This window comes from Tenacibaculum sp. Ill (genome assembly GCF_051938915.1).
Lineage (GTDB): Bacteria > Bacteroidota > Bacteroidia > Flavobacteriales > Flavobacteriaceae > Polaribacter > Polaribacter larymnensis.
In genome coordinates, this window is the sequence record NZ_JBPSCW010000002.1 from 42,723 (window position 1) to 61,895 (window position 19,173).

Annotated in this window: 20 protein-coding genes; 13 read left to right on the top strand and 7 right to left on the bottom strand. The window is 31.7% G+C overall.

The genetic code is table 11. The features are described 5' to 3' along the window. The first annotated feature begins 5 nt into the window (after window positions 1–5). A complete protein-coding gene (apaG, locus tag ACTPNM_RS00195; protein WP_440120121.1) occupies window positions 6–392 on the top strand; it encodes a Co2+/Mg2+ efflux protein ApaG in 387 nt (128 codons plus the stop codon). Further along, entirely contained in the window at window positions 392–1,504 is a 1,113-nt protein-coding gene (locus tag ACTPNM_RS00200; protein ID WP_440120122.1) for a DUF3667 domain-containing protein, read from the top strand. Before apaG ends, ACTPNM_RS00200 begins: the two co-directional genes overlap by 1 nt. On the opposite strand, the gene ACTPNM_RS00205 is transcribed toward ACTPNM_RS00200, so the two are convergent. The 4 genes from ACTPNM_RS00205 to ACTPNM_RS00220 are packed head-to-tail and all read right to left on the bottom strand — an operon-like array spanning window position 1,501 to window position 6,050. Beyond that, entirely contained in the window at window positions 1,501–2,832 is a 1,332-nt protein-coding gene (locus tag ACTPNM_RS00205) for a hypothetical protein (RefSeq protein ID WP_440120123.1), read from the bottom strand. The genes ACTPNM_RS00200 and ACTPNM_RS00205 overlap by 4 nt on opposite strands. Before the next feature lie 5 nt (window positions 2,833–2,837). Then, on the bottom strand, window positions 2,838–4,619 hold the full coding sequence (locus ACTPNM_RS00210) for a hypothetical protein (protein WP_440120124.1): 1,782 nt from the start codon (window positions 4,617–4,619) through the stop codon (window positions 2,838–2,840). A gap of 7 nt (window positions 4,620–4,626) precedes the next feature. Further along, window positions 4,627–5,298: a hypothetical protein gene (locus ACTPNM_RS00215; RefSeq protein WP_274638615.1), complete on the bottom strand. Its 672-nt coding sequence runs from the start codon at window positions 5,296–5,298 to the stop codon at window positions 4,627–4,629. A 35-nt stretch (window positions 5,299–5,333) separates the two neighbouring features. Next, the gene (locus ACTPNM_RS00220) at window positions 5,334–6,050 is read right to left on the bottom strand and encodes an NRDE family protein (protein WP_440120125.1); all 717 of its coding nucleotides are present in this window, start codon (window positions 6,048–6,050) and stop codon (window positions 5,334–5,336) included. A gap of 141 nt (window positions 6,051–6,191) precedes the next feature. Here ACTPNM_RS00220 and pruA point away from each other — a divergent pair, with 141 nt between their 5' ends. Further along, the gene (gene pruA, locus ACTPNM_RS00225) at window positions 6,192–7,817 is read left to right on the top strand and encodes an L-glutamate gamma-semialdehyde dehydrogenase (RefSeq protein ID WP_440120126.1); all 1,626 of its coding nucleotides are present in this window, start codon (window positions 6,192–6,194) and stop codon (window positions 7,815–7,817) included. 91 nt (window positions 7,818–7,908) lie between these two features. Here pruA and ACTPNM_RS00230 read toward each other — a convergent pair whose 3' ends face one another. Further along, window positions 7,909–8,295 carry a hypothetical protein gene (locus tag ACTPNM_RS00230; protein WP_440120127.1) on the bottom strand — a complete coding sequence of 129 codons (387 nt, stop codon included), beginning with the start codon at window positions 8,293–8,295 and terminating at the stop codon, window positions 7,909–7,911. A gap of 326 nt (window positions 8,296–8,621) precedes the next feature. Between ACTPNM_RS00230 and ACTPNM_RS00235 the strand changes: the two genes are divergently transcribed. Together ACTPNM_RS00235 and ACTPNM_RS00240 are read left to right on the top strand one after the other, a co-directional pair. Then, window positions 8,622–9,533, top strand: a complete 912-nt coding sequence (locus ACTPNM_RS00235) for a glutaminase (protein WP_440120128.1) — start codon at window positions 8,622–8,624, stop codon at window positions 9,531–9,533. Window positions 9,534–9,631: 98 nt separating this feature from the next. Further along, window positions 9,632–10,366 carry a hypothetical protein gene (locus ACTPNM_RS00240; protein WP_440120129.1) on the top strand — a complete coding sequence of 245 codons (735 nt, stop codon included), beginning with the start codon at window positions 9,632–9,634 and terminating at the stop codon, window positions 10,364–10,366. Between the two features lie 108 nt (window positions 10,367–10,474). Here the strand turns inward: ACTPNM_RS00240 and ACTPNM_RS00245 are convergent, their stop codons facing one another. Next, window positions 10,475–11,110 (bottom strand): YceI family protein, encoded by a 636-nt coding sequence (locus ACTPNM_RS00245; protein ID WP_440120130.1) that lies wholly within the window; start codon window positions 11,108–11,110, stop codon window positions 10,475–10,477. A gap of 155 nt (window positions 11,111–11,265) precedes the next feature. On the opposite strand from ACTPNM_RS00245, the gene chrA reads away from it, so the two are divergent. From chrA to ACTPNM_RS00275, 6 genes are all read left to right on the top strand, one after another. Beyond that, window positions 11,266–12,387 carry a chromate efflux transporter gene (chrA, locus tag ACTPNM_RS00250; protein WP_440120131.1) on the top strand — a complete coding sequence of 374 codons (1,122 nt, stop codon included), beginning with the start codon at window positions 11,266–11,268 and terminating at the stop codon, window positions 12,385–12,387. Window positions 12,388–12,435: 48 nt separating this feature from the next. Continuing rightward, entirely contained in the window at window positions 12,436–13,668 is a 1,233-nt protein-coding gene (locus ACTPNM_RS00255) for a DEAD/DEAH box helicase (RefSeq protein ID WP_440120132.1), read from the top strand. Window positions 13,669–13,746: 78 nt separating this feature from the next. After that, window positions 13,747–14,076 carry an ArsR/SmtB family transcription factor gene (locus tag ACTPNM_RS00260; RefSeq protein ID WP_440120133.1) on the top strand — a complete coding sequence of 110 codons (330 nt, stop codon included), beginning with the start codon at window positions 13,747–13,749 and terminating at the stop codon, window positions 14,074–14,076. Window positions 14,077–14,123: 47 nt separating this feature from the next. Continuing rightward, on the top strand, window positions 14,124–14,591 hold the full coding sequence (locus ACTPNM_RS00265) for a DUF6428 family protein (protein WP_440120134.1): 468 nt from the start codon (window positions 14,124–14,126) through the stop codon (window positions 14,589–14,591). A gap of 1 nt (window position 14,592) precedes the next feature. Continuing rightward, window positions 14,593–15,219, top strand: coding sequence for an arsenate-mycothiol transferase ArsC (locus ACTPNM_RS00270; protein ID WP_440122808.1), 627 nt, complete (start codon window positions 14,593–14,595; stop codon window positions 15,217–15,219). 52 nt (window positions 15,220–15,271) lie between these two features. Then, a complete protein-coding gene (locus ACTPNM_RS00275) occupies window positions 15,272–16,081 on the top strand; it encodes a hypothetical protein (RefSeq protein WP_440120135.1) in 810 nt (269 codons plus the stop codon). An 11-nt stretch (window positions 16,082–16,092) separates the two neighbouring features. On the opposite strand, the gene rsmG is transcribed toward ACTPNM_RS00275, so the two are convergent. Further along, a complete protein-coding gene (gene rsmG, locus ACTPNM_RS00280; RefSeq protein WP_099215171.1) occupies window positions 16,093–16,722 on the bottom strand; it encodes a 16S rRNA (guanine(527)-N(7))-methyltransferase RsmG in 630 nt (209 codons plus the stop codon). 145 nt (window positions 16,723–16,867) lie between these two features. On the opposite strand from rsmG, the gene ACTPNM_RS00285 reads away from it, so the two are divergent. Continuing rightward, the gene (locus ACTPNM_RS00285; protein ID WP_440120136.1) at window positions 16,868–17,959 is read left to right on the top strand and encodes a fatty acid desaturase family protein; all 1,092 of its coding nucleotides are present in this window, start codon (window positions 16,868–16,870) and stop codon (window positions 17,957–17,959) included. A gap of 24 nt (window positions 17,960–17,983) precedes the next feature. Further along, window positions 17,984–19,171: a pyridoxal phosphate-dependent aminotransferase gene (locus ACTPNM_RS00290; RefSeq protein WP_028891394.1), complete on the top strand. Its 1,188-nt coding sequence runs from the start codon at window positions 17,984–17,986 to the stop codon at window positions 19,169–19,171. The last annotated feature ends 2 nt before the right edge of the window (window positions 19,172–19,173 follow it).

Consider the following 19,173-nt stretch of genomic DNA (forward strand, 5'->3'; position numbering starts at 1 on the left):
ATCATATGTTTCAACAAGTAACAAAAGGCATCAAGATCTCTGTAAAAACATCTTTTAGAGGCTCTGTTTACAGAGGGCATCGACAATACTATGCTTTCAGTTACTATATTTCTATAGAAAACAAATCAAAAGACACTGTAAAACTCTTGGAACGTTTTTGGGTTATTTTTGACGCTCTTAATGGCACTGAATATGTAGAAGGCGAAGGAGTTGTTGGTGAAACCCCAACCTTAAAACCTAACGATATTTACAACTATAGATCTAATTGTTTTTTACTTTCTAACACTGGTGCTATGGGAGGTAATTATAAAATGATTAATGTAAAAACACTAGAAGAGTTTTTAGTAACTATTCCAACTTTTCAATTAACCACTACTGCTATTTTAAACTAATGATTAAAAAAAACAAAGTTCCAGTTGTAAGAGATGCTAACTGTTTAAACTGCGGACACCCTTTTACTAACAATGAAAAGTTTTGTCCTGAATGTGGACAAAAAAATAGAGGCAAAAAAATTACTTTAAGCATTTTTCTTCGTGAACTTTTTGCTGGTTTTTTCTCTTTAGATACTAAATTTTGGAGAACACTTATTCCATTATTGATAAGTCCGGGGAAAGTTTCTAAAGATTATATAGAAGGAAAAAGAACTAAATACACCAATCCATTTCGGTTTTATTTAGCTACTTCTATTATTTTCTTTTTAATTATAAGTATAACCGATAGCTATAAAAAATTTGAAGAATTAAGAATTGGTAAATCTTCAAGTAGTAATTCTCAAATTAAACTAAACAATGACAATAGCGAAACTATTGAGGTAGATCTTGATTCAATTCAAGATGTAGTTTTCAAACAACTTGAAGAGCAAGACTCTCTTGAAGCAAAAAAAACACAACCTAAATCTGACTCTACATCAGTTTCATATAATTCTGAACTAAAACTAACCAAAGCTGATCCTAATGATTCTTTCAGAATTATTAAGTTCATGAAATTTCAAAAAGCTAATCCTAAAGTACCAATAGAAGCTGCTTTGGACAGCTTGAAAGCAGAGAAAAACTTTAGCAATCGTTTTTGGTATTCACGTGCAAAAGTTTTTAACTCTGTATTTTTAGATAAAGATGAAGCTAAGAAGTTTTTCCGTCAAATACTATCGTATGCTTCTATCGCACTATTTATACTCCTACCTATATTCACTTTATTTTTAAAGTTTATTTACCTTAGAAGAAGGTATACATATGTAGAACATCTTGTTTTTGTATTTCATGTACAAACCGTACTCTTTCTGCTGTTTTCTATTTTTTATATAATAGATTTTTTCAAGCATTCAGACAGTTTTTTACTTGTTTTCTTACTACTCTTTATGATTTATTTATTCATAGCCATGAAAAGATTTTACAGTCAAGGGTACTTTAAAACATTTATAAAATACATACTAGCCAATACTATGTTTTTTATATTAGCTATGTTTGGCTCTATCGCTATATCGTTTGCTGCTTTTGCCTTTTATTAATCTAGCATTTGCAAGAAGACGTTTTTAGAAGTGTTTTTTAACTCTACAGTTGCATCTAATTGATTGTTATTAGTTACTGACAACTGTATTGTTTTTACCTTATCTAGGTATTTATTTTTTAAAGAGTAAATACCTCTGTCTTTTTCTTGATAATTAGCCACATTAAACAAGAAGTAAAACTTATTGTTTCCGTCGATATCTTTAGTTAACTTTTGATTTTTTTCAGATGTAAATTTCAAGCCATTTCCTTTACAAAAACTGTAAGTAGTAAACAAAGGCATCAATGTCAATAGATCTTCATTCTCAACTCTCTTAATCACTTCTTTTTCTTTCAAGTAATCACAAAGATCGTTTCCTTGCAACTCCAAAGTAACCTTAGGTGTTATCGTTTTTTGAATATCCTTTTTTTCTACCTTATTAAAATCATCATCATATTCATAAGTTACGATGGTATCTGATTTTTCTATAAAAGAAGTAAGATTGCCCTCTACTACTCCACCCCATTTATTAGTAACTGAGTCTAATGACAATGTTGTGATTTTTTTAAACTTTTTCTTTAGGTTTTCACCTAATTTATCAGCTATTAGTTCAGTATTTAACTTTCCTGACACACTCAGTATTGAACTAGCTACTGATGTCACTTTAAATGGTTCAAACAAGTTATTTTCTTCACTCAACTCACCTTTGATTCTTAAACTACTTCCATCTATAACAAACTCAAAAAAATCTCCTTGCAAAGTACTTATAGCCACTGGCTGTTTACTATTTTTTATTTGTTTGAAAATTAAATCGTTTTCAGAAAAGTAATTTTCTTGATTTAATTTAGATAATAACTCAGGTGATATTTGTGCTTTTTTATGCTTTTTCAATAACACTTGCAAAGAGTTATTTTGCAGTACACAACTTATTATTCCTTTGCTATAAACTGTACTTTTATTAACATTTTTTGCAGTAAAATTCTCTTCTTTTAAAGCTTCTATAATTTTCTCCTTAACAACTATTGGACTACTAATAAAAAAGTCTTCAAACTCTTGCTTATTGGTATAGAAAAACAAACTATTGGGCACTTCTATTTCATCTAATAATGTTGCTTTCTTTTCCTCTTCTTTTGAAGTTGAAGATTCCTTAAAGTCTAACTGAGAAAGTGGATGCTTTAAAAAGCTAAGAACTATGTTGTATTCTATTTCTCGAAGATTAATATAGACTACTGTTTCAGCTGATGCTGGAACTTTTTTTGTATAAGTTACGGTTGGATTATATCTAAAAAACCCAACCGTAACTATAATACAGCATACTATTATGAGTATATATGCTATTCTTTTTATCATTTAGCTTACTTCGCTACTGCATTGATAAACTCTAACAATAACTTTAATGTGTTTTCTTCAGTTCCTTGAGTAGAAATTTTCAACTCTGAAGAAATTGTATTCCCTCTCATTCTAGACACTCTAAACACTCCGTCATTTAAGTTATCTGTTGAAAAACGCATTGCTTCTTTTTCTGATTTACTCATCCACTTATTAGGAATCTTATTTAAAACCGCATTAACATCAACAAAAAACACTGTTGAATTATCTCTAACTAATTTACTATGCTTTTTAGTATTGAAATTGTTACTTCCTCTTCCAATACTTAATGCATTAGTTTCTGAGGTTGTTAAATACAGTACATCGTTTTTAACTACCGAATATAAATTGAATGGTATATCAGATTTTTTAGTTTTAAACTTTACAACGTTATTTTCAATTTCAACAGCTTTATGTTTTTCTCCTAATTTGAAAAACTTATTCAATAAATCTTCTTCTTTTGAGCCAATCATTAACGTAAAATCAGGAACAAATTCTTCTTTAGTTTTTGTTACTTCTTTACGCTTATAGTCTTCATCGTACTTGTAAGTAGTATACTCTACTTCTTTTTTAGAAAAATCGTTTAACACTAAAAGAGCATCACCTGTAATTAGTCTTCCAATAGCTTCTTCATCTATAACTAAAGAAAATAAATCTCCTACAATTTCCATTTCTTCTTGAAACTTAGGCAAAATACCTCCGTACATCTTGTTCAATAATTCTGGATATTGCTTTAATGTTTCTTCAGTATCAATAGAAATACTCCAAAATGCTAATGCTTTATCATGATCAAAGCTATTTACTAGATCGCGACTCATTCTTTTATTATAAATCTTTTTAAAAGATTTCTTCATATCAGGACTAACTGACATATCTAGTAAAATTCTTGCATCGCTTTTATCAAAAAATAAATTAGCAGTTACTTCTTCAACTCCATAAATATTTTGATCTCCTACATCTGCATACAAAGGGTACAAAGAACTACCAAAAGATTTAAATAAATCTGTCATTAACATACCATAGTTACGAACCCAAAGTGTTGCTGATGCATTTTTCTTTTTACTCTTTTGAAACTTAGTATTAGAAGCAATAGAACTGATAACATTCTTATTAAATAAGTCTAGTACATACTTTTTTGTCCAACCTTTACCTATTCTTTTTCTAAAAGAATAACCGTACTCTTTTTCCTCTTTTAGTTTATCTAAACGTTCTTTGTGAGTTGAGAAATAACCTCTAGAAACATCTCCATCCACTAATAAAAGATAATCATCATTCCAAATTCTAATATCGCTACGTCCTTCAATAATGTTGTAGCCTTCCATTCTTCTTATCTTCTTTTTATTTCGTTTACTTAACATTGACTCAAACAATTCTCTATCTTTCAACTCAACGTAAAAGTTATGATATGAAATACTATCAGTTTTACTGAAAAAATAATAAGCGTTTGATTTAATGTCTATACCTGCGTTAGCTACTGAAGACACTTTTTTTCTTTCTTCTATTTCTTTTGAGTCTTCTTTATTTTCATCAGACTCTGACTCAACTACAGATTCTACTCTGTAAGTTTTATTACTTCTATTTAAGTCTTTTAAAATCTCTTTTCCAATAGCGCTTTTATCTATATCTGATACTTTTATTAACTTAAATAAGTTTTCTGCGTTTGCAGAAACTAACACATCTACATTGTTAGGTACTTTAGACTCTAATCGCTGAGCCTGTATAGCTGTATATGTGTTTAATAACAGTAGTGTAGCAATAATTTTTTTCATTCTAAATTTAATTCTCTAATTGTATTTTATTTTTGATTGTTTGCTTGTTTGCTATAATGTCTTGTGCTTGTAAATGCAACATAATAGCTTTTTTGCTTTTTGATATCCTTGCTTGATTATTCTCTGTAGTTTTTATTGGTGTTTCAAACCTATAAACACTTGTATAAGTTGCTGTTTCAAACACCTTACGATCTTGGTTTTTTGTTTTCCTAAACTCTTTTCCTAAATCGAAATGATGACTACGTGTAAATGTTTTACTTTTTTCATTAAATGTAAAATGTTTATTCTTTTTAATAGCTTCTATGTGTTTCTTTGAGCTAAAATTAGCTATTACTTCATTTAAAGCTTCCACATTATCAAAATCACACGAAACTGTAACAATAAACTCATTAAAATCTAATGTGTTTTTTACATTATGAACTCCTTTTGTTCCTTTAATTTTAGAAACTATTTCTTGTACTTTTTTTCTTATGGTTACTTTTGAAGGTACTTTGTAGCCATTTATACTATCAAGTAGCATTATAGAAGCTAGCTTTGTTTTACTTTTACTTAAGTTAATAGTAAGTACAGCACTTCCAGAACCATCTTTATTAAAAGTTACCTCTTCAACAAACTCAAAACAACTTGTAAATAAGAAAATAGAAATTACGGAAAATAGGAGTAATAATCTTTTATTCATAAAAACTTTTTTGCAAAGATATTAAATAGCTTTTATTACAAGCGAATGATTTCTTCCTCTATTTTGTTAATATTTGAATGTAAATCGTAGTAACTCATGGTAAGTTCTTCTTCATTTTTCATTACAGATGTTACACTTACTGTTTCTACATTTTGACGCTTCATCTTTAATGACACTTCTTTATTCCCTCTAGTTTCATCTTGGTGAAAGTTAATGACTTTTGATTGTTCGAAACCTTTATTAACCGATAACCAATCAGCAAACCAATCTCTTCTCAACTGCTTCATTTCATCAGTATAGAGTGTAGATGACGACCAAATTTTAGGCGTTTTATCTAGCTCTTGAAAATGTTTTCCTTTTACATCCCAAACCAACTCGTATGCTTTTAACTCTGTAGTCCAATCGACCAGAACTATAGTAAAAGGCTCTATCCCCTCAAAATCAAAATGATTGATTATTTCAACAGGATTATCAACTTTTAATAATTGTTTTACAATAACTCCTCTACTCATTTTATACGACTCTGCTCTTTGATGTTTTGTAAATCCACCATTCAACAGACAAATCAATCTATTTTTTTCACTTAAACCTATCCAAGTTCCTCCTGCTAACTCATCTTTAGGATACGTTAACTTCACTCCTTCTTCAACATACGTTTTTGGAGAAATAGTTTTTCGCTTCGGATCTTCATCTCTGTTAGAAGTTAATATAAAATCATTATTCCCTAAAGGTAAATAAGTTACCGTACACATGTTGTTTTAGTTTTATATAATTCCAGCCTTATGTCCATTTAAATATTCCTAAAATAACCGTAACTTTGTCATTTAAGAAAGTTCATTATTGGACTTTTTCAATAACAAAGAAAGAAATTTAATTCAACAAACAACATACAAATGGGAAAAGGATTTTTTCACGTACCAACTGCCATTAACGAACCGGTAAAAGGATACGCTCCTGGATCTTCAGAGCGTGAAGCCGTTTCAAAACAATACAAAGAATATTTTAACGGATCTGTTGATGTACCTATGTACATCGGTAACGAAGAAGTTAGAACTGGAAATACTCGTAATATGACTCCTCCTCACGATCACCAACACGTGGTAGGACAATATCATATTGGAGATAGATCTCATGCTGAAAAAGCGATTGCTAATGCTTTAGAAGCTCGTACTGAGTGGGCACAAATGCCATGGGAACAAAGAGCTGCTATCTTTTTACGTGCTGCTGAGTTAATTGCTGGACCTTACCGTGCAAAGATTAACGCTGCAACTATGATTGCTCAATCTAAAACAGTTCATCAAGCTGAGATTGATGCTGCTTGTGAGTTAATCGACTTTTTACGTTTTAACGTAGAGTACATGTCTGAAATTTACAACGAGCAACCAAACTCTGACGACGGAATTTGGAACCGCGTTGAGTACCGTCCGTTAGAAGGATTTGTATACGCAATTACTCCATTTAACTTTACTGCAATTGCTGCAAACTTACCTGCATCAGCTGCAATGATGGGGAACGTTGTAGTTTGGAAACCATCTGACAGTCAAATTTTCTCTGCAAAAGTAATTGTAGATGTATTTAAAGAAGCTGGTGTACCAGACGGTGTTATCAACGTAATTTATGGTGATCCTGTTGAAATTACTGATGTAGTTTTATCTTCTCCTGATTTTGCTGGAATCCACTTTACAGGTTCTACTTATGTATTTAAGGAATTATGGAAAAAGATTGGAGAAAACATTCATACATACAAAACATACCCAAGAATTGTAGGAGAAACTGGTGGTAAAGATTTTATCATTGCACACCCTTCTGCTAATCCAAAACAAGTAGCTACAGGTATTTCTCGTGGTGCTTTTGAATTCCAAGGTCAAAAATGTTCTGCAGCTTCAAGAGTATACTTACCAAAATCGTTAGCTGAAGAAACATTGAACTACGTAAAAGAAGATATCGCTTCTTTTAAAATGGGTTCTCCAGAAGACATGAGTAACTTTATTACTGCTGTAATTCACGAAGGTTCTTTTGATAAGTTAGCAAAATATATTGATCAAGCTAAAACGGATGCTGATGCTGAAGTTATTGCTGGTGGTAACTACGACAAATCAAAAGGATACTTTATCGAGCCAACTGTTATCTTAACTACAAACCCTAAATATACTACGATGGAAACTGAATTATTCGGTCCTGTAGTTACTATTTACGTGTACGAAGATGCTGATTGGGCTGATACTTTAAAGTTAGTTGACGGAACTTCTGAATACGCTTTAACTGGTGCTGTATTCTCTACAGATCGTTATGCAGTTGCTGAAGCTACTAAAGCTTTAGAAAACTGTGCTGGTAACTTCTATGTTAACGATAAACCAACAGGTGCTGTTGTAGGACAACAACCATTTGGTGGAGCTAGAGCTTCAGGAACAAACGATAAAGCAGGATCTGCTCAAAACTTATTACGTTGGGTATCTCCTCGTTTAATCAAAGAAACTTTTGTTTCTCCTGTAGATTACCGTTACCCTTTCTTAGGATAAGAAAAGAACTTCCTAACAAGGAGTCTTACTATATATTAAAAGCAACCTCAAATGAGGTTGCTTTTTTATTTTCCTTCAAAAAGAAAAGTTTTTATTCGTGTTTTTTAGCCCACAATTCACCTTCTCCTTGATAGCCATCTTGTAGCCACATTTTATCAAAAGCATGACTAAGTGTTTTTCCAGTCTCTGCTCCTAAACAATCAAAAGATACATTTCCTTTTCCATGATCTTTCATTATCCATTCTTCTCCTTCTCCTTGCACACCATCTTGCAACCATAATTTACCAAAAGCATGACTAAGATACTTTCCTTTTTCAGCTCCTTTACATGCTAAGGCTACACGATTATCTTTTAATTTTTTAAGTTCAAAAACTTCTCCTTTTCCTTGCACTCCGTTTTGAAGCCACACCTTATCATTTGCATGACTAAGGAATTTACCTATCTCTGCTCCTAGAGCTTCTAATGCTATACTTGACATAATATAAAAATTTGGTTAGTTAATTTCCTACTCTATTTATAATAGGTTTTTCGGATTCCACCTTTTAAAATTCATAGTACTACCAAACCTTTTTCATTTTATACCTCTATAATCACTATATATAGATTTCTTGCTTTAATAGCACTTCATTTCGACAATGCTAAGTTCAAAAATAAATAAACTCGACATACAAAAAACACCATAAAACACTGACAATCAACCATAAATACATTTTAAAACAGTATAAATGAAGTAGTTACTTTCCTTTTTGTTTTCAAATAGAATTCAACTAATTTCGTTTAACACATATTTAGTGTTTAAAAACAATGAATTACAAAGAAATACTTGAAACTGTATATCAAAAAATAGCTCCTATTGAAAATGTTGGGGAGTTAGCTACCTATATTCCTGAATTAGCTACCATTGATGCTGATAAGTTTGGTGTGCATATTTCAACGGTTGCTAACACCAATTTTGGTTTAGGAAACTTTCAAGAAAAGTTCTCCATACAAAGTATCGCCAAAGTATTATCACTTTGTTTGGCTTACAAGCATCTTAGTGAATCTATTTGGGACAGATTAGGTGTTGAGCCATCTGGAAATAGTTTTAATTCATTGATACAACTGGAAACGGATAATGGTATTCCTAGAAATCCGTTTATCAACGCAGGTGCTATTGTAATTGCTGATATTTTAATTAGTAGCTTGGTAAATCCTAAAGAAGATTTATTGAATTTCATTAAAAGTCTTTCTAAAAATAAAGACATTGACTACTCAGCAAAAATTGCGGCTTCTGAAAAATCGGTAGGATATCGAAATGTTGCCTTATGTAATTTTATTAAGTCCTACGGAAATATATATAATGATCCTGAAGTGGTGCTCGATTTCTATTTCGATTTATGTTCATTGGAACTGACGTGCGAACAACTTTCTGAATTATTTTTCTTCTTAGCCAATAACGGACAAACACGACAAGGAGAACAAATATTGACCAAAAGTCAATCGAAAAGAATCAATGCACTAATGCAAACTTGCGGTTTTTATGACGAATCGGGTGAGTTTGCTTTTAAAGTTGGACTCGCTGGTAAAAGTGGTGTTGGTGGCGGAATTATTGCCATACATCCTAACCAGTATGCCATTGCAGTATGGAGCCCTAAATTGAACAAAAAAGGAAACTCCTACAGAGGTATGCGCTTTTTAGAAGAGTTTACCACACTCTCTGAACAGTCTATTTTTTAGGTTGGTTCTTAACTCTTTTTCACTTAAATTCGCTAACGGCTACTATAAACCATTACACCAACGCATAAATAAAAGCTACTGGAATTAATTAAAATTGAATGAGGAAAATAACTGTGAAAAAATCCAGAAAATGGTTGACAAAAAACAAAATATTTTTTGAAGTATTTTCGTTTATTTTTCTTGGAATAGCCTCTCTACTTGTTGCCTATTTTAGTTTTCGTTCATCTAAAAATCAATTAGAATTATTACGACTAGAACATAGTCCAATAATTAATATTCAAAGAGAATTTAAAAATGACTATGAATTCCTTAAGATAAATAATGTGGGATATCACTTATTCGAACCTAATACTGATTATAGCTCTTACCTAATAATCAAAAACTATAGCGATTCTATAATAAAATCTGAAACTAGTTTTTACTTCAAGACCATAGATTATTTTGGGTTAAACTACGAAACCGACAATACAACAGGTAATATAGCATCAATAATTACATCACCATATACAACTCAAGATAAAAAAAGAATAATCGGAGAATGCAGAAGTTTGTTCGGGGAAAATTTTCAAGTTGGATTTTTTGAGCATTTATTCCGAATTTCATTTACAACTGAAAGTAAAGAGCTAATTACAAAATATTATAAAATCGATTCACATTCGATAATTGAAATTTCAAAAGATCTATACGAGCATACAAAAAAAACTTACGATTCACATAATTTAACTGGACACAAATATTTGAACACAATTACAAGTTCGGAAGTTCTTAGTGATATTAAAAAGATATATGAAAAAGTTATAATTTTTGATGAAATAAAAGGTTCTGATATTTAAATTTCTAAGCGGAATAAAAACCTACGGACGATTCCACAACGAAATCATAAACAAACCGTTAAAAAACAAAATAGTATCTGAATACTATTTTGTTTTTTATTCCTTCAACTAACTCAACTCAATTTTCATATTTAAGTACAACCATTTTGTTGGAACGTTTGATGATTGCCCGTTTACTAATTTATCATAATCAATCCCCCAATCTAATAAGTTTACCTGACCTTGCAATACCAGTTCGCTAGACATGCTTTTGTATGAGTCTCTAATTCCTGTTGCAAAAAACTTCACTTCTCTTTCAACCCCTTTAATAGACATCAAACCGTTAATTTGATACCAATCTACTCCCATCACAAAAACATTCGTAGTTCTAAACGTTATGTTGTCGTTTTGATCATTAATAAAAACCCCTTTTGTTTTTATTCTTGCTGTTAAATCAGCCTCATCACCTCTACATACTCTAAATGAGTTTGGATTAACCTCAAACGAAATACGCATGTTTTCTAACGGGTTTCCAGCATCCATTCGTACAGGGATATCCACTTTTAAATCGTTTACAATACCTCCAAATGGTGTGCTACAATGACCGTGTGTTACAAACATATTGATTGTTTGATTTTTCACAGTTTCTCTTACCTCTTTTATTTCTTTTGGTGTAACTGTTGAAGTACTTTTAGCAAACCCGCTTACAAGTACTATAACTAACAATGCCCCAACTAACAAAATTCTATTTTTAATGGTTTTCATACTATTCGTTTTTAAAGTTTTCATCAAAACTATCGTAACCTTCCGTTAAAAGTGTAAATCAATTGTCAAAAAAGTGTAAAAAAGCTTTAACCAGTGTACTTTTATTTAAATTTACCTCCAAAAACCACTAAAGTCTATTTTTCTAACACTTTAAAATGTCACAAAAAACTCAACTTAAAGAGGTCGCCAAATTATTTTTTAAACTAGGTTGTATTGCTTTTGGTGGACCCGCTGCGCATATTGCCATGATGGAAGATGAAGTTGTTAAAAAAAGAAAATGGATGACTCAGCAACATTTTCTAGATTTAATGGGAGCTACCAATTTAATACCAGGACCAAACTCTACTGAAATGACCATGCATTGCGGACATGAAAGAGCTGGTTGGAAAGGGCTAATTGTCGCTGGCTTTTGTTTTATTTTTCCTGCCGTAGTAATTACATCAATAGTAGCGTGGTTGTACCAAGAATATGGTCAGCTTCCTAAAGTTGAACCTTTTATTTACGGAATAAAACCTGCGGTAATTGCCATTATTGTTATGGCAGCTTATCGATTAGGTAAAAAAGCTGTAAAAAACACTTCTTTAGCTATTTTAGGATTAATCACTTTAGTTGCCTGCCTTTTAGGCGTTAATGAAATAGCAGCTTTGTTTGGATGTGGCTTATTAGGTGCATTACTCTATTTTTTCAACAAAAACCGTACTAATTTAACCAGCATACTTCCTTTTTTTCTATTTCAAGCAAGTGAAACGCTTCAAGCCAACAACCTGAAAATTTTATTGACCTTTTTAAAAGTTGGTGCAATTTTATATGGAAGTGGTTATGTGTTATTTGCTTTTTTAGATGCAGAACTGGTTGCTAACGGATGGCTTTCTAGACAAGTACTAATAGACGCGGTTGCTGTAGGACAAATAACCCCAGGTCCTGTTTTATCTACCGCTACTTTTATTGGTTGGCAAATGAACGGAATAACGGGTGCACTGGTAGCAACTATTGGAATATTTTTACCATCCTTCTTTTTTGTTTTAGTTTTAAATCCGTTGATTCCTAAAATGAGAAAGTCTAAGCTTATTGGTGCTATTTTAGATGCTGTAAATGTAGCTGCCGTTGCCTTAATTATTGCTGTTTGTATAACAATGGCTAAAGATACTATTACAGATTGGCGCACTATTGTTATTGCCATCATAAGTCTGCTTGCTGTTTTTTATTTTAAAAAAGTAAACAGCGCTTTTATTGTTTTAGGAAGTGCTATGTTAGGATATATTTTAACTTTTTGGTAAATCTTAAAGTATAACTCCTTTTAGCCTACCTTTGCAAAAAAATATTTGATGCAGTTTTCAGACCTACAACTTAGCAAGTCTATCTTAAAAGCACTTACCGAAGAAAGACACCATAAACCAACGCTAGTACAACAAGAAATAATTCCGTTAGTACTTAACAAAAAGGATGTGATTGTAGCTGCACAAACAGGTACTGGTAAAACAGCTGCTTTTGCGTTGCCTATTATTCAAGAGCTTTCTAAAGAAGAAGATGTTGAAAAAAGAGCTAAGAAGATAAAAGCACTAATTGTAAGTCCTACCAGAGAACTGGCAATTCAAATTGAAGAAAATTTTAAAGCGTATAGTAAGTATACTAATTTAAGAAGCACTGTTATATACGGAGGTATGTCTACGCAACCTCAAAAAGATGTATTGGCAAAAGGAGTTGATATTTTAATTGCTACTCCTGGTCGTTTTATCGATCTACACAAACAAGGAAGTATTGATGTTCGACAACTAACAACTTTTGTTTTAGATGAAGCTGATTTAATGCTCGATATGGGCTTTATTGATGATGTAAGAAAGATTGAAGAATTGTGTCCACGTAAAAAGCAAACCCTACTATTTTCTGCAACGATGCCAGAAAAGGTAAACGATTTAGCTAAATCGATGTTACGCAATCCTGAAAAAGTAGATATTTCTCCTACTGAAACCACTTCTAAAAACATTGGTCAGTTACTATACTACACCCCTAAAAAACACAAAGTAGATTTGTGTTTGCACTTACTACGAAACACCATAAAAGGACGAATCATTATATTTCGTCGTACCAAATTTGGAGTTGACAAGTTAGAAAAAACACTACAAAAGAACGGTTATAAAGCAACTAGTGTTCATGGTGATAAATCGCAAAACTTGCGTAATCAAGCCATAGAAGACTTCAAAAATAACAAAGCCAATATTTTAATTGCCACTGATGTTGCTGCCAGAGGAATTGATGTAAGCAAAGTAGATGCTGTAATTAATGTAGATTTACCAAACATTCCTGAAACGTATGTACACCGAATTGGTAGAACAGGTAGAGCTGGTAAATCTGGAATCGCCTTTTCGTTATGTAGTGCTGATGAAACTTCTTACATCAAGGCAATTCAAGAATTTATGGATAGAACTATAAAAATTGTAGAAGACCATCCATTCCCTCTAGCAAAACCTAAGAAGAAAAAACAACCCAACACTGTTAGTAAACACAAAAAAGGAAGAAAATCAGAAGCTTCTAAAAAGAAGAAAAAACGCTGGTATTAAACTTTTTATAAAAAATAACACTAAAAATAGTTGGTGTTTTATTTATTAATCGTAATATTGCAATATAATAATTAATCAATGGGGTTAACCAAATCAGAAATATTTACTGAAGAGCAAAATCAATTAGCTACGATTGCAAAAGTGTTAGGGCACCCAGCTCGCATTGCTATTATACAACATTTATTCAAATTAAATTCTTGTGTGTGTGGGGATTTGGTAAATGAAATTGGTTTGGCACAACCTACTATTTCGCAGCATTTAAAAGAGTTAAAAAAAGTTGGTATTATTAAAGGAACTATTGAAGGAACTAGCGTTTGCTATTGTATCAATCCATCAACATGGAAAGAAATCAAAACCTTACTATCTTCATTTTTAAACCTTGACACAAACAATAAAAATTGTTGCTAAAAAAATTTGGAATCATTAATCGCAATATTACAATAAACACTGTAACCATGAAACTATCAGAAATCAAACAACATTTAAGCGCATTAAAAACTATTGCTTTTCAATTACCTGACAGTAGCCTAGTTCCTAATCATTTTCACGTAACTGAAGTAGGAAAAATCACTAAAAACTTTATCGACTGTGGTGGAACAGTTAGAAATGAAGAAGTAGTTAACTTTCAATTATGGAATGCAAATGATTATGATCACAGATTACACCCAGAAAAATTAATTCATATTATTGAGTTATCAGAAAAAGTATTAAATATTCCTGATTTAGAAATCGAGGTAGAATACCAAGGAAGTACGATTGGAAAGTATGGATTGGATTTTGACGGAACTAACTTCTTACTTACTACAAAACAAACGGATTGTTTAGCTAAAGATAACTGCGGAATTCCAACAGAAAAGCCAAGAGTAAAACTATCAGATTTACAAAAACAAACTGCTTGTGAACCAAATTCAGGGTGCTGCTAATATGAATACACAAACCTCATCACTATTTACTGAAATACAACAAACTCTTTCAAGTTTACCAACTGTTTCAGAAGAGCGAAAACAAGTTTTACAACCTCTTGTAAGTTACATTCAGGAAAAACTGAACAATAAAGAAGTCATAAATCTGAATTTTATTTGTACTCATAACTCAAGAAGAAGTCATTTATCGCAAGTATGGGCACAAACAATGGCGTTTTATTATCAAATTCCGAATGTACTTTCTTATTCAGGAGGAACAGAAGCTACTGCTATGAATGCAACAGTTGTAGATACTTTAGTAGGTAACGGGTTTAATATTCAACAATTATCTGAAGGTACAAACCCTATTTATGCAATAAAGTACGCAGAAAACTCAGCCCCTATAATAGGCTTTTCTAAAAAGTATGATGATGAGTTTAATCCTACTTCAGCATTTTGTGCTATCATGACCTGCTCACAAGCCGACGAAGGGTGTCCTTTTATAGCAGGTGCTGATAAAAGGATTCCTATTACTTATGAAGACCCTAAATTATATGACGGTACATCATCAGAAAAAGAGAAATACTTGGAGCGTAGTTTACAAATTACAGCTGAAATGCACTATGTATTTTCTACTGTAAAAAATTAACCTTTAACTCACAAATTACTAAATTCGTCGCTTAACTCAAAAATTATATTTTATGAAAAATTTAAACACTTTCATTGCTTTATTCTTAACGGTTTTTATCACAATTTCTTGTAGTAAAAATGAACAAGAAGACATAGTGAAAGCCATTGAAAAAGAAAAAATTAGTGCTAAATGGGAAATCAATAATAATGACACTTACCAATCTGTTGAATTTAACGAAGACGGTAAGTATATTTTAGTAAGAAATACTCCAACCACCGAAGAAACTCAATTAAAAAACAGTACTCCATCTATATTATTTGGTGATTATGAGATTTTAAATTCTACTACAATTAATTTAATTGATTTCGGGAAAATTACTATTACTGATTTAAAATCAGATTCTATGGATTTTATAATTGTAAATGATGAAAATCCTGAAATTGAAGTATCTGTAACTTCTGCTAAGATTGAAAAAATTGAAAATTCTACTAACACTGAATTATTATGCAAAACTTGGATAATGAAAACTGTTAATGGAGAAAGTGTTATTGGAACAGAACACGAATTAACTGTAATTTTCTCACAAGCAGGCACTTATTTTGTAGAGTTAGCAAACCCAACTCCTGATAACGAAGGCGGTTTAGCTGAATGGAAATGGTCAGATGAAACAGAAAAAACTTTATGCTACAGCTGGGATAGTATACCAGACTGTGTTGACGGAAGACAAGTATCTGTTACTGTTTCTTCTGATAAACTTACAATCGTTGAAGGAGAAGACACTTATGAATTAACTCCTTACAACTCTGTATCAACAGAACAAGCAAAAAAACAAAAATCAGCTTTACAGTTTACTTTTTCAAAAGGCATTTTCAAAAAATAAAAAGTACTAGACTAACCTTTAAATTTCATAGGTAAATGCACTACTTTTTTGGTTTCGAAGAAATCTTCTTCAAAAAAGTCAGGCAAGTTATAAATGGTGGCTTTAGGGAAGTTCGCAAGTTCTTCTGTAAGGTCACCACCTTTTAAATATAAAATTCCATTTTTAAGTGCATGATTTTGTTTTTTATGCACTTTATTTTTCACCCAACGGTGAAACGTTTCCATTTGTGCTACTGCTCTACTTACAATAAAATCGTAGGTGTCGTCTACTTCTTCAACACGTCCATGTGTCGTTTTCACATTCTGTAAACCTAATCCTTCAGCAACTTCATTCACTACTTTTATCTTTTTTCCAATAGAATCTACCAAATGAAATTGTGTTTCTGGGAATAAAATAGCTAACGGAATTCCTGGAAAACCTCCACCAGTACCTACATCCATTACTTTGGCTCCTGCTTTAAACTCCATAACCTTCGCTATTCCTAACGAATGTAATACGTGGCGTAAATACAATTCATCAATATCTTTACGAGAAACAACATTAATTTTTAAGTTCCAATCTTGATACAGTTCTTGCAGCTTAGAAAATTGTTCTAATTGCTTTTCTGATAAATTGTCAAAGTATTTTTTTATAAGTTCCATGAAGTGATTTTTTCCGCTGCAAAAATAAAAAACTAATTGGTATTGTTAATTTTTATGTAAAAGATATTAATCTAGTTAAAAAGTTAACCTTTAGCAATAACCGTGAACCAAAAACGTTTATTTTTGCGGTACAAACAAACAACAAATGAAGACAGTAAACTTCTCAAGAATAGACAAAGCTAAGTTTTTTAGAACTCTAAATAAAAGAGTTAACACTTACTTTAAAGAAAACAATATTAAGCGTACAGGTAACTGGAAACTATATTCAAAAGCTATTATTATGTTAGCTATGTTTATCGTTCCGTTCATATTAATTTTAACTGTTGATATGTCTCAATGGATAAAATTAGCACTTGCTATTGTAATGGGTGTTGGAATGGCTGGAGTAGGAATGAATGTGATGCACGATGCCAACCACGAATCTTTTTCAAGTAAAAAATGGGTAAATAAGCTTTTTGGAAGCAGTATTTATATTTTAGCAGGTAATGTGTATAACTGGAAAGTACAACACAATGTATTACACCATACATACACAAACATTCAAGACCATGATGAAGATATGGATGCTGGTAGAATTATCCGTTTTTCAAAACACACACAATGGTTATGGATTCATAAATTCCAAAAATATTATTCAATCTTTTTATACGGATTGTTAACTATTAACTGGGCTATTACTACCGATTTTAAACAAATGCATAGCTATTTAAAGCGTAAGTTATCGTATGGTGAGTTTCCAAATCCAGCTAAAGAGTGGACTAAATTAGTAGTTTCTAAAGTTATTTATTATTCTCTTTGGATTGTATTACCAATCGCTGTGATGAATGTTGCTTGGTGGAAAGTATTAATCGGATTTTTTGTGATGCACTATACTGCAGGAATCATTTTAAGTGTGGTTTTCCAATTGGCACACATTGTTCCTAAAACAGAAACTCCATTACCAGATGAAGATGGTAATATGAAAAACACATGGGCTATTCACCAATTATACACTACAGCAAATTTTGCTCCTAGAAATTGGTTTATCAACTTTTACACAGGCGGATTGAATCACCAAGTAGAACACCATATTTTTCCTAACATTTCTCATATTCACTATAAGAAGTTAGCTCAAATTGTAAAAGAAACTGCTAAGGAATTTAACCTTCCTTATAACGAATACAATACTACACGTAGAGCAGTTATTGAGCACTTTAGACACTTAGCTGAATTAGGAAAAAAACCGCAATTAGCATAAATCAACATACAACATAACAACACAATGTCAAACGCATTATCAAACAGAATTAACAGTTTACCAGTATCGCAAACTTTAGCAATGGCTGCTAAAGCAAGAGAATTAAAAGCTGAAGGTAAAGACATCATTAGTTTAAGTTTAGGAGAACCAGATTTTAACACTCCTGATTTTATTAAAGATGCTGCAATTGAAGCTATTAATCAAGATTATAACTCATACACTCCAGTTGATGGATATGTAGAATTAAAAGAAGCTATTTGCGAGAAGTTTAAGCGTGATAATAACTTAACATATGCTCCAAACCAAGTAGTTGTTTCTACAGGAGCAAAACAATCTATTGCTAACGTAGCTCAGGTATTATTAAACCCTGGTGATGAAGTATTATTGCCAGCTCCTTATTGGGTAAGCTATTCTGCAATTGCAACTTTGTGTGAAGCTAAATTTACCGAAATTCCTTCTTCTATTGAAAATGATTTTAAAATCACTCCAGAACAATTAGAAGCTGCTATTTCGCCAAAAACAAAAATGATTTTCTTTAACTCGCCAAATAATCCAAGTGGAACAATTTATAGCGAGGAAGAATACAGAGCATTAGCTAAAGTATTAGAAAAGCATCCAGATATTTATATCTTATCTGATGAAATATATGAGCACATTAACTACGGAACAAAACCGTTTAGTTTTGCTGCTATTGAAAGCATGTACGACCGTACCATAACTGTTAACGGGTTGGCTAAAGCTTTTGCCATGACAGGATGGAGAATTGGTTATATTGGAGCTCCTGAATGGATTGCTAAGGCTTGTACTAAAATGCAAGGACAAATTACTTCAGGGACTAACTGTATTGCTCAACGTGCTGCAATTACAGCTGTAAAAGCATCGCCAGAAAAAGTACAATACATGGTAGATGAGTTTAAAAAACGTAGAGATTTAGTTTTACAGTTATTAGGAGAAATCGATGGGTTTAAACTAAACGTACCAGAAGGGGCTTTTTATGTATTCCCAGATATTTCTGATTTCTTTGGAAAAACAATCCAAGGAAAAGAAATTAAAGATGCCAACGACTTTTCTATGCTTTTATTAGAAGAAGCCAACGTAGCTACGGTTACTGGTGAAGCTTTTGGTGCTCCAAACTGTGTTCGTTTATCATATGCTGCTTCTGAATTACAATTACGTGAGGCAATTAAAAGAATTAAAGAAGTTTTAAGTTAATT

Coding starts and splice junctions, on each gene's coding strand:
- ACTPNM_RS00220 (WP_440120125.1), bottom strand. CDS start 6,050: ATGTGTACGGTAACTTATTTACCTTTAGGGAATAATGATTTTATATTA.
- ACTPNM_RS00215 (WP_274638615.1), bottom strand. CDS start 5,298: ATGAATAAAAGATTATTACTCCTATTTTCCGTAATTTCTATTTTCTTA.
- ACTPNM_RS00260 (WP_440120133.1), top strand. CDS start 13,747: ATGGGGTTAACCAAATCAGAAATATTTACTGAAGAGCAAAATCAATTA.
- ACTPNM_RS00200 (WP_440120122.1), top strand. CDS start 392: ATGATTAAAAAAAACAAAGTTCCAGTTGTAAGAGATGCTAACTGTTTA.
- ACTPNM_RS00235 (WP_440120128.1), top strand. CDS start 8,622: ATGAATTACAAAGAAATACTTGAAACTGTATATCAAAAAATAGCTCCT.
- ACTPNM_RS00240 (WP_440120129.1), top strand. CDS start 9,632: ATGAGGAAAATAACTGTGAAAAAATCCAGAAAATGGTTGACAAAAAAC.
- ACTPNM_RS00275 (WP_440120135.1), top strand. CDS start 15,272: ATGAAAAATTTAAACACTTTCATTGCTTTATTCTTAACGGTTTTTATC.
- ACTPNM_RS00270 (WP_440122808.1), top strand. CDS start 14,593: ATGAATACACAAACCTCATCACTATTTACTGAAATACAACAAACTCTT.
- ACTPNM_RS00210 (WP_440120124.1), bottom strand. CDS start 4,619: ATGAAAAAAATTATTGCTACACTACTGTTATTAAACACATATACAGCT.
- ACTPNM_RS00255 (WP_440120132.1), top strand. CDS start 12,436: ATGCAGTTTTCAGACCTACAACTTAGCAAGTCTATCTTAAAAGCACTT.
- apaG (WP_440120121.1), top strand. CDS start 6: ATGTTTCAACAAGTAACAAAAGGCATCAAGATCTCTGTAAAAACATCT.
- chrA (WP_440120131.1), top strand. CDS start 11,266: ATGTCACAAAAAACTCAACTTAAAGAGGTCGCCAAATTATTTTTTAAA.
- ACTPNM_RS00245 (WP_440120130.1), bottom strand. CDS start 11,110: ATGAAAACCATTAAAAATAGAATTTTGTTAGTTGGGGCATTGTTAGTT.
- ACTPNM_RS00290 (WP_028891394.1), top strand. CDS start 17,984: ATGTCAAACGCATTATCAAACAGAATTAACAGTTTACCAGTATCGCAA.
- ACTPNM_RS00265 (WP_440120134.1), top strand. CDS start 14,124: ATGAAACTATCAGAAATCAAACAACATTTAAGCGCATTAAAAACTATT.
- rsmG (WP_099215171.1), bottom strand. CDS start 16,722: ATGGAACTTATAAAAAAATACTTTGACAATTTATCAGAAAAGCAATTA.
- ACTPNM_RS00230 (WP_440120127.1), bottom strand. CDS start 8,295: ATGTCAAGTATAGCATTAGAAGCTCTAGGAGCAGAGATAGGTAAATTC.
- ACTPNM_RS00285 (WP_440120136.1), top strand. CDS start 16,868: ATGAAGACAGTAAACTTCTCAAGAATAGACAAAGCTAAGTTTTTTAGA.
- ACTPNM_RS00205 (WP_440120123.1), bottom strand. CDS start 2,832: ATGATAAAAAGAATAGCATATATACTCATAATAGTATGCTGTATTATA.
- pruA (WP_440120126.1), top strand. CDS start 6,192: ATGGGAAAAGGATTTTTTCACGTACCAACTGCCATTAACGAACCGGTA.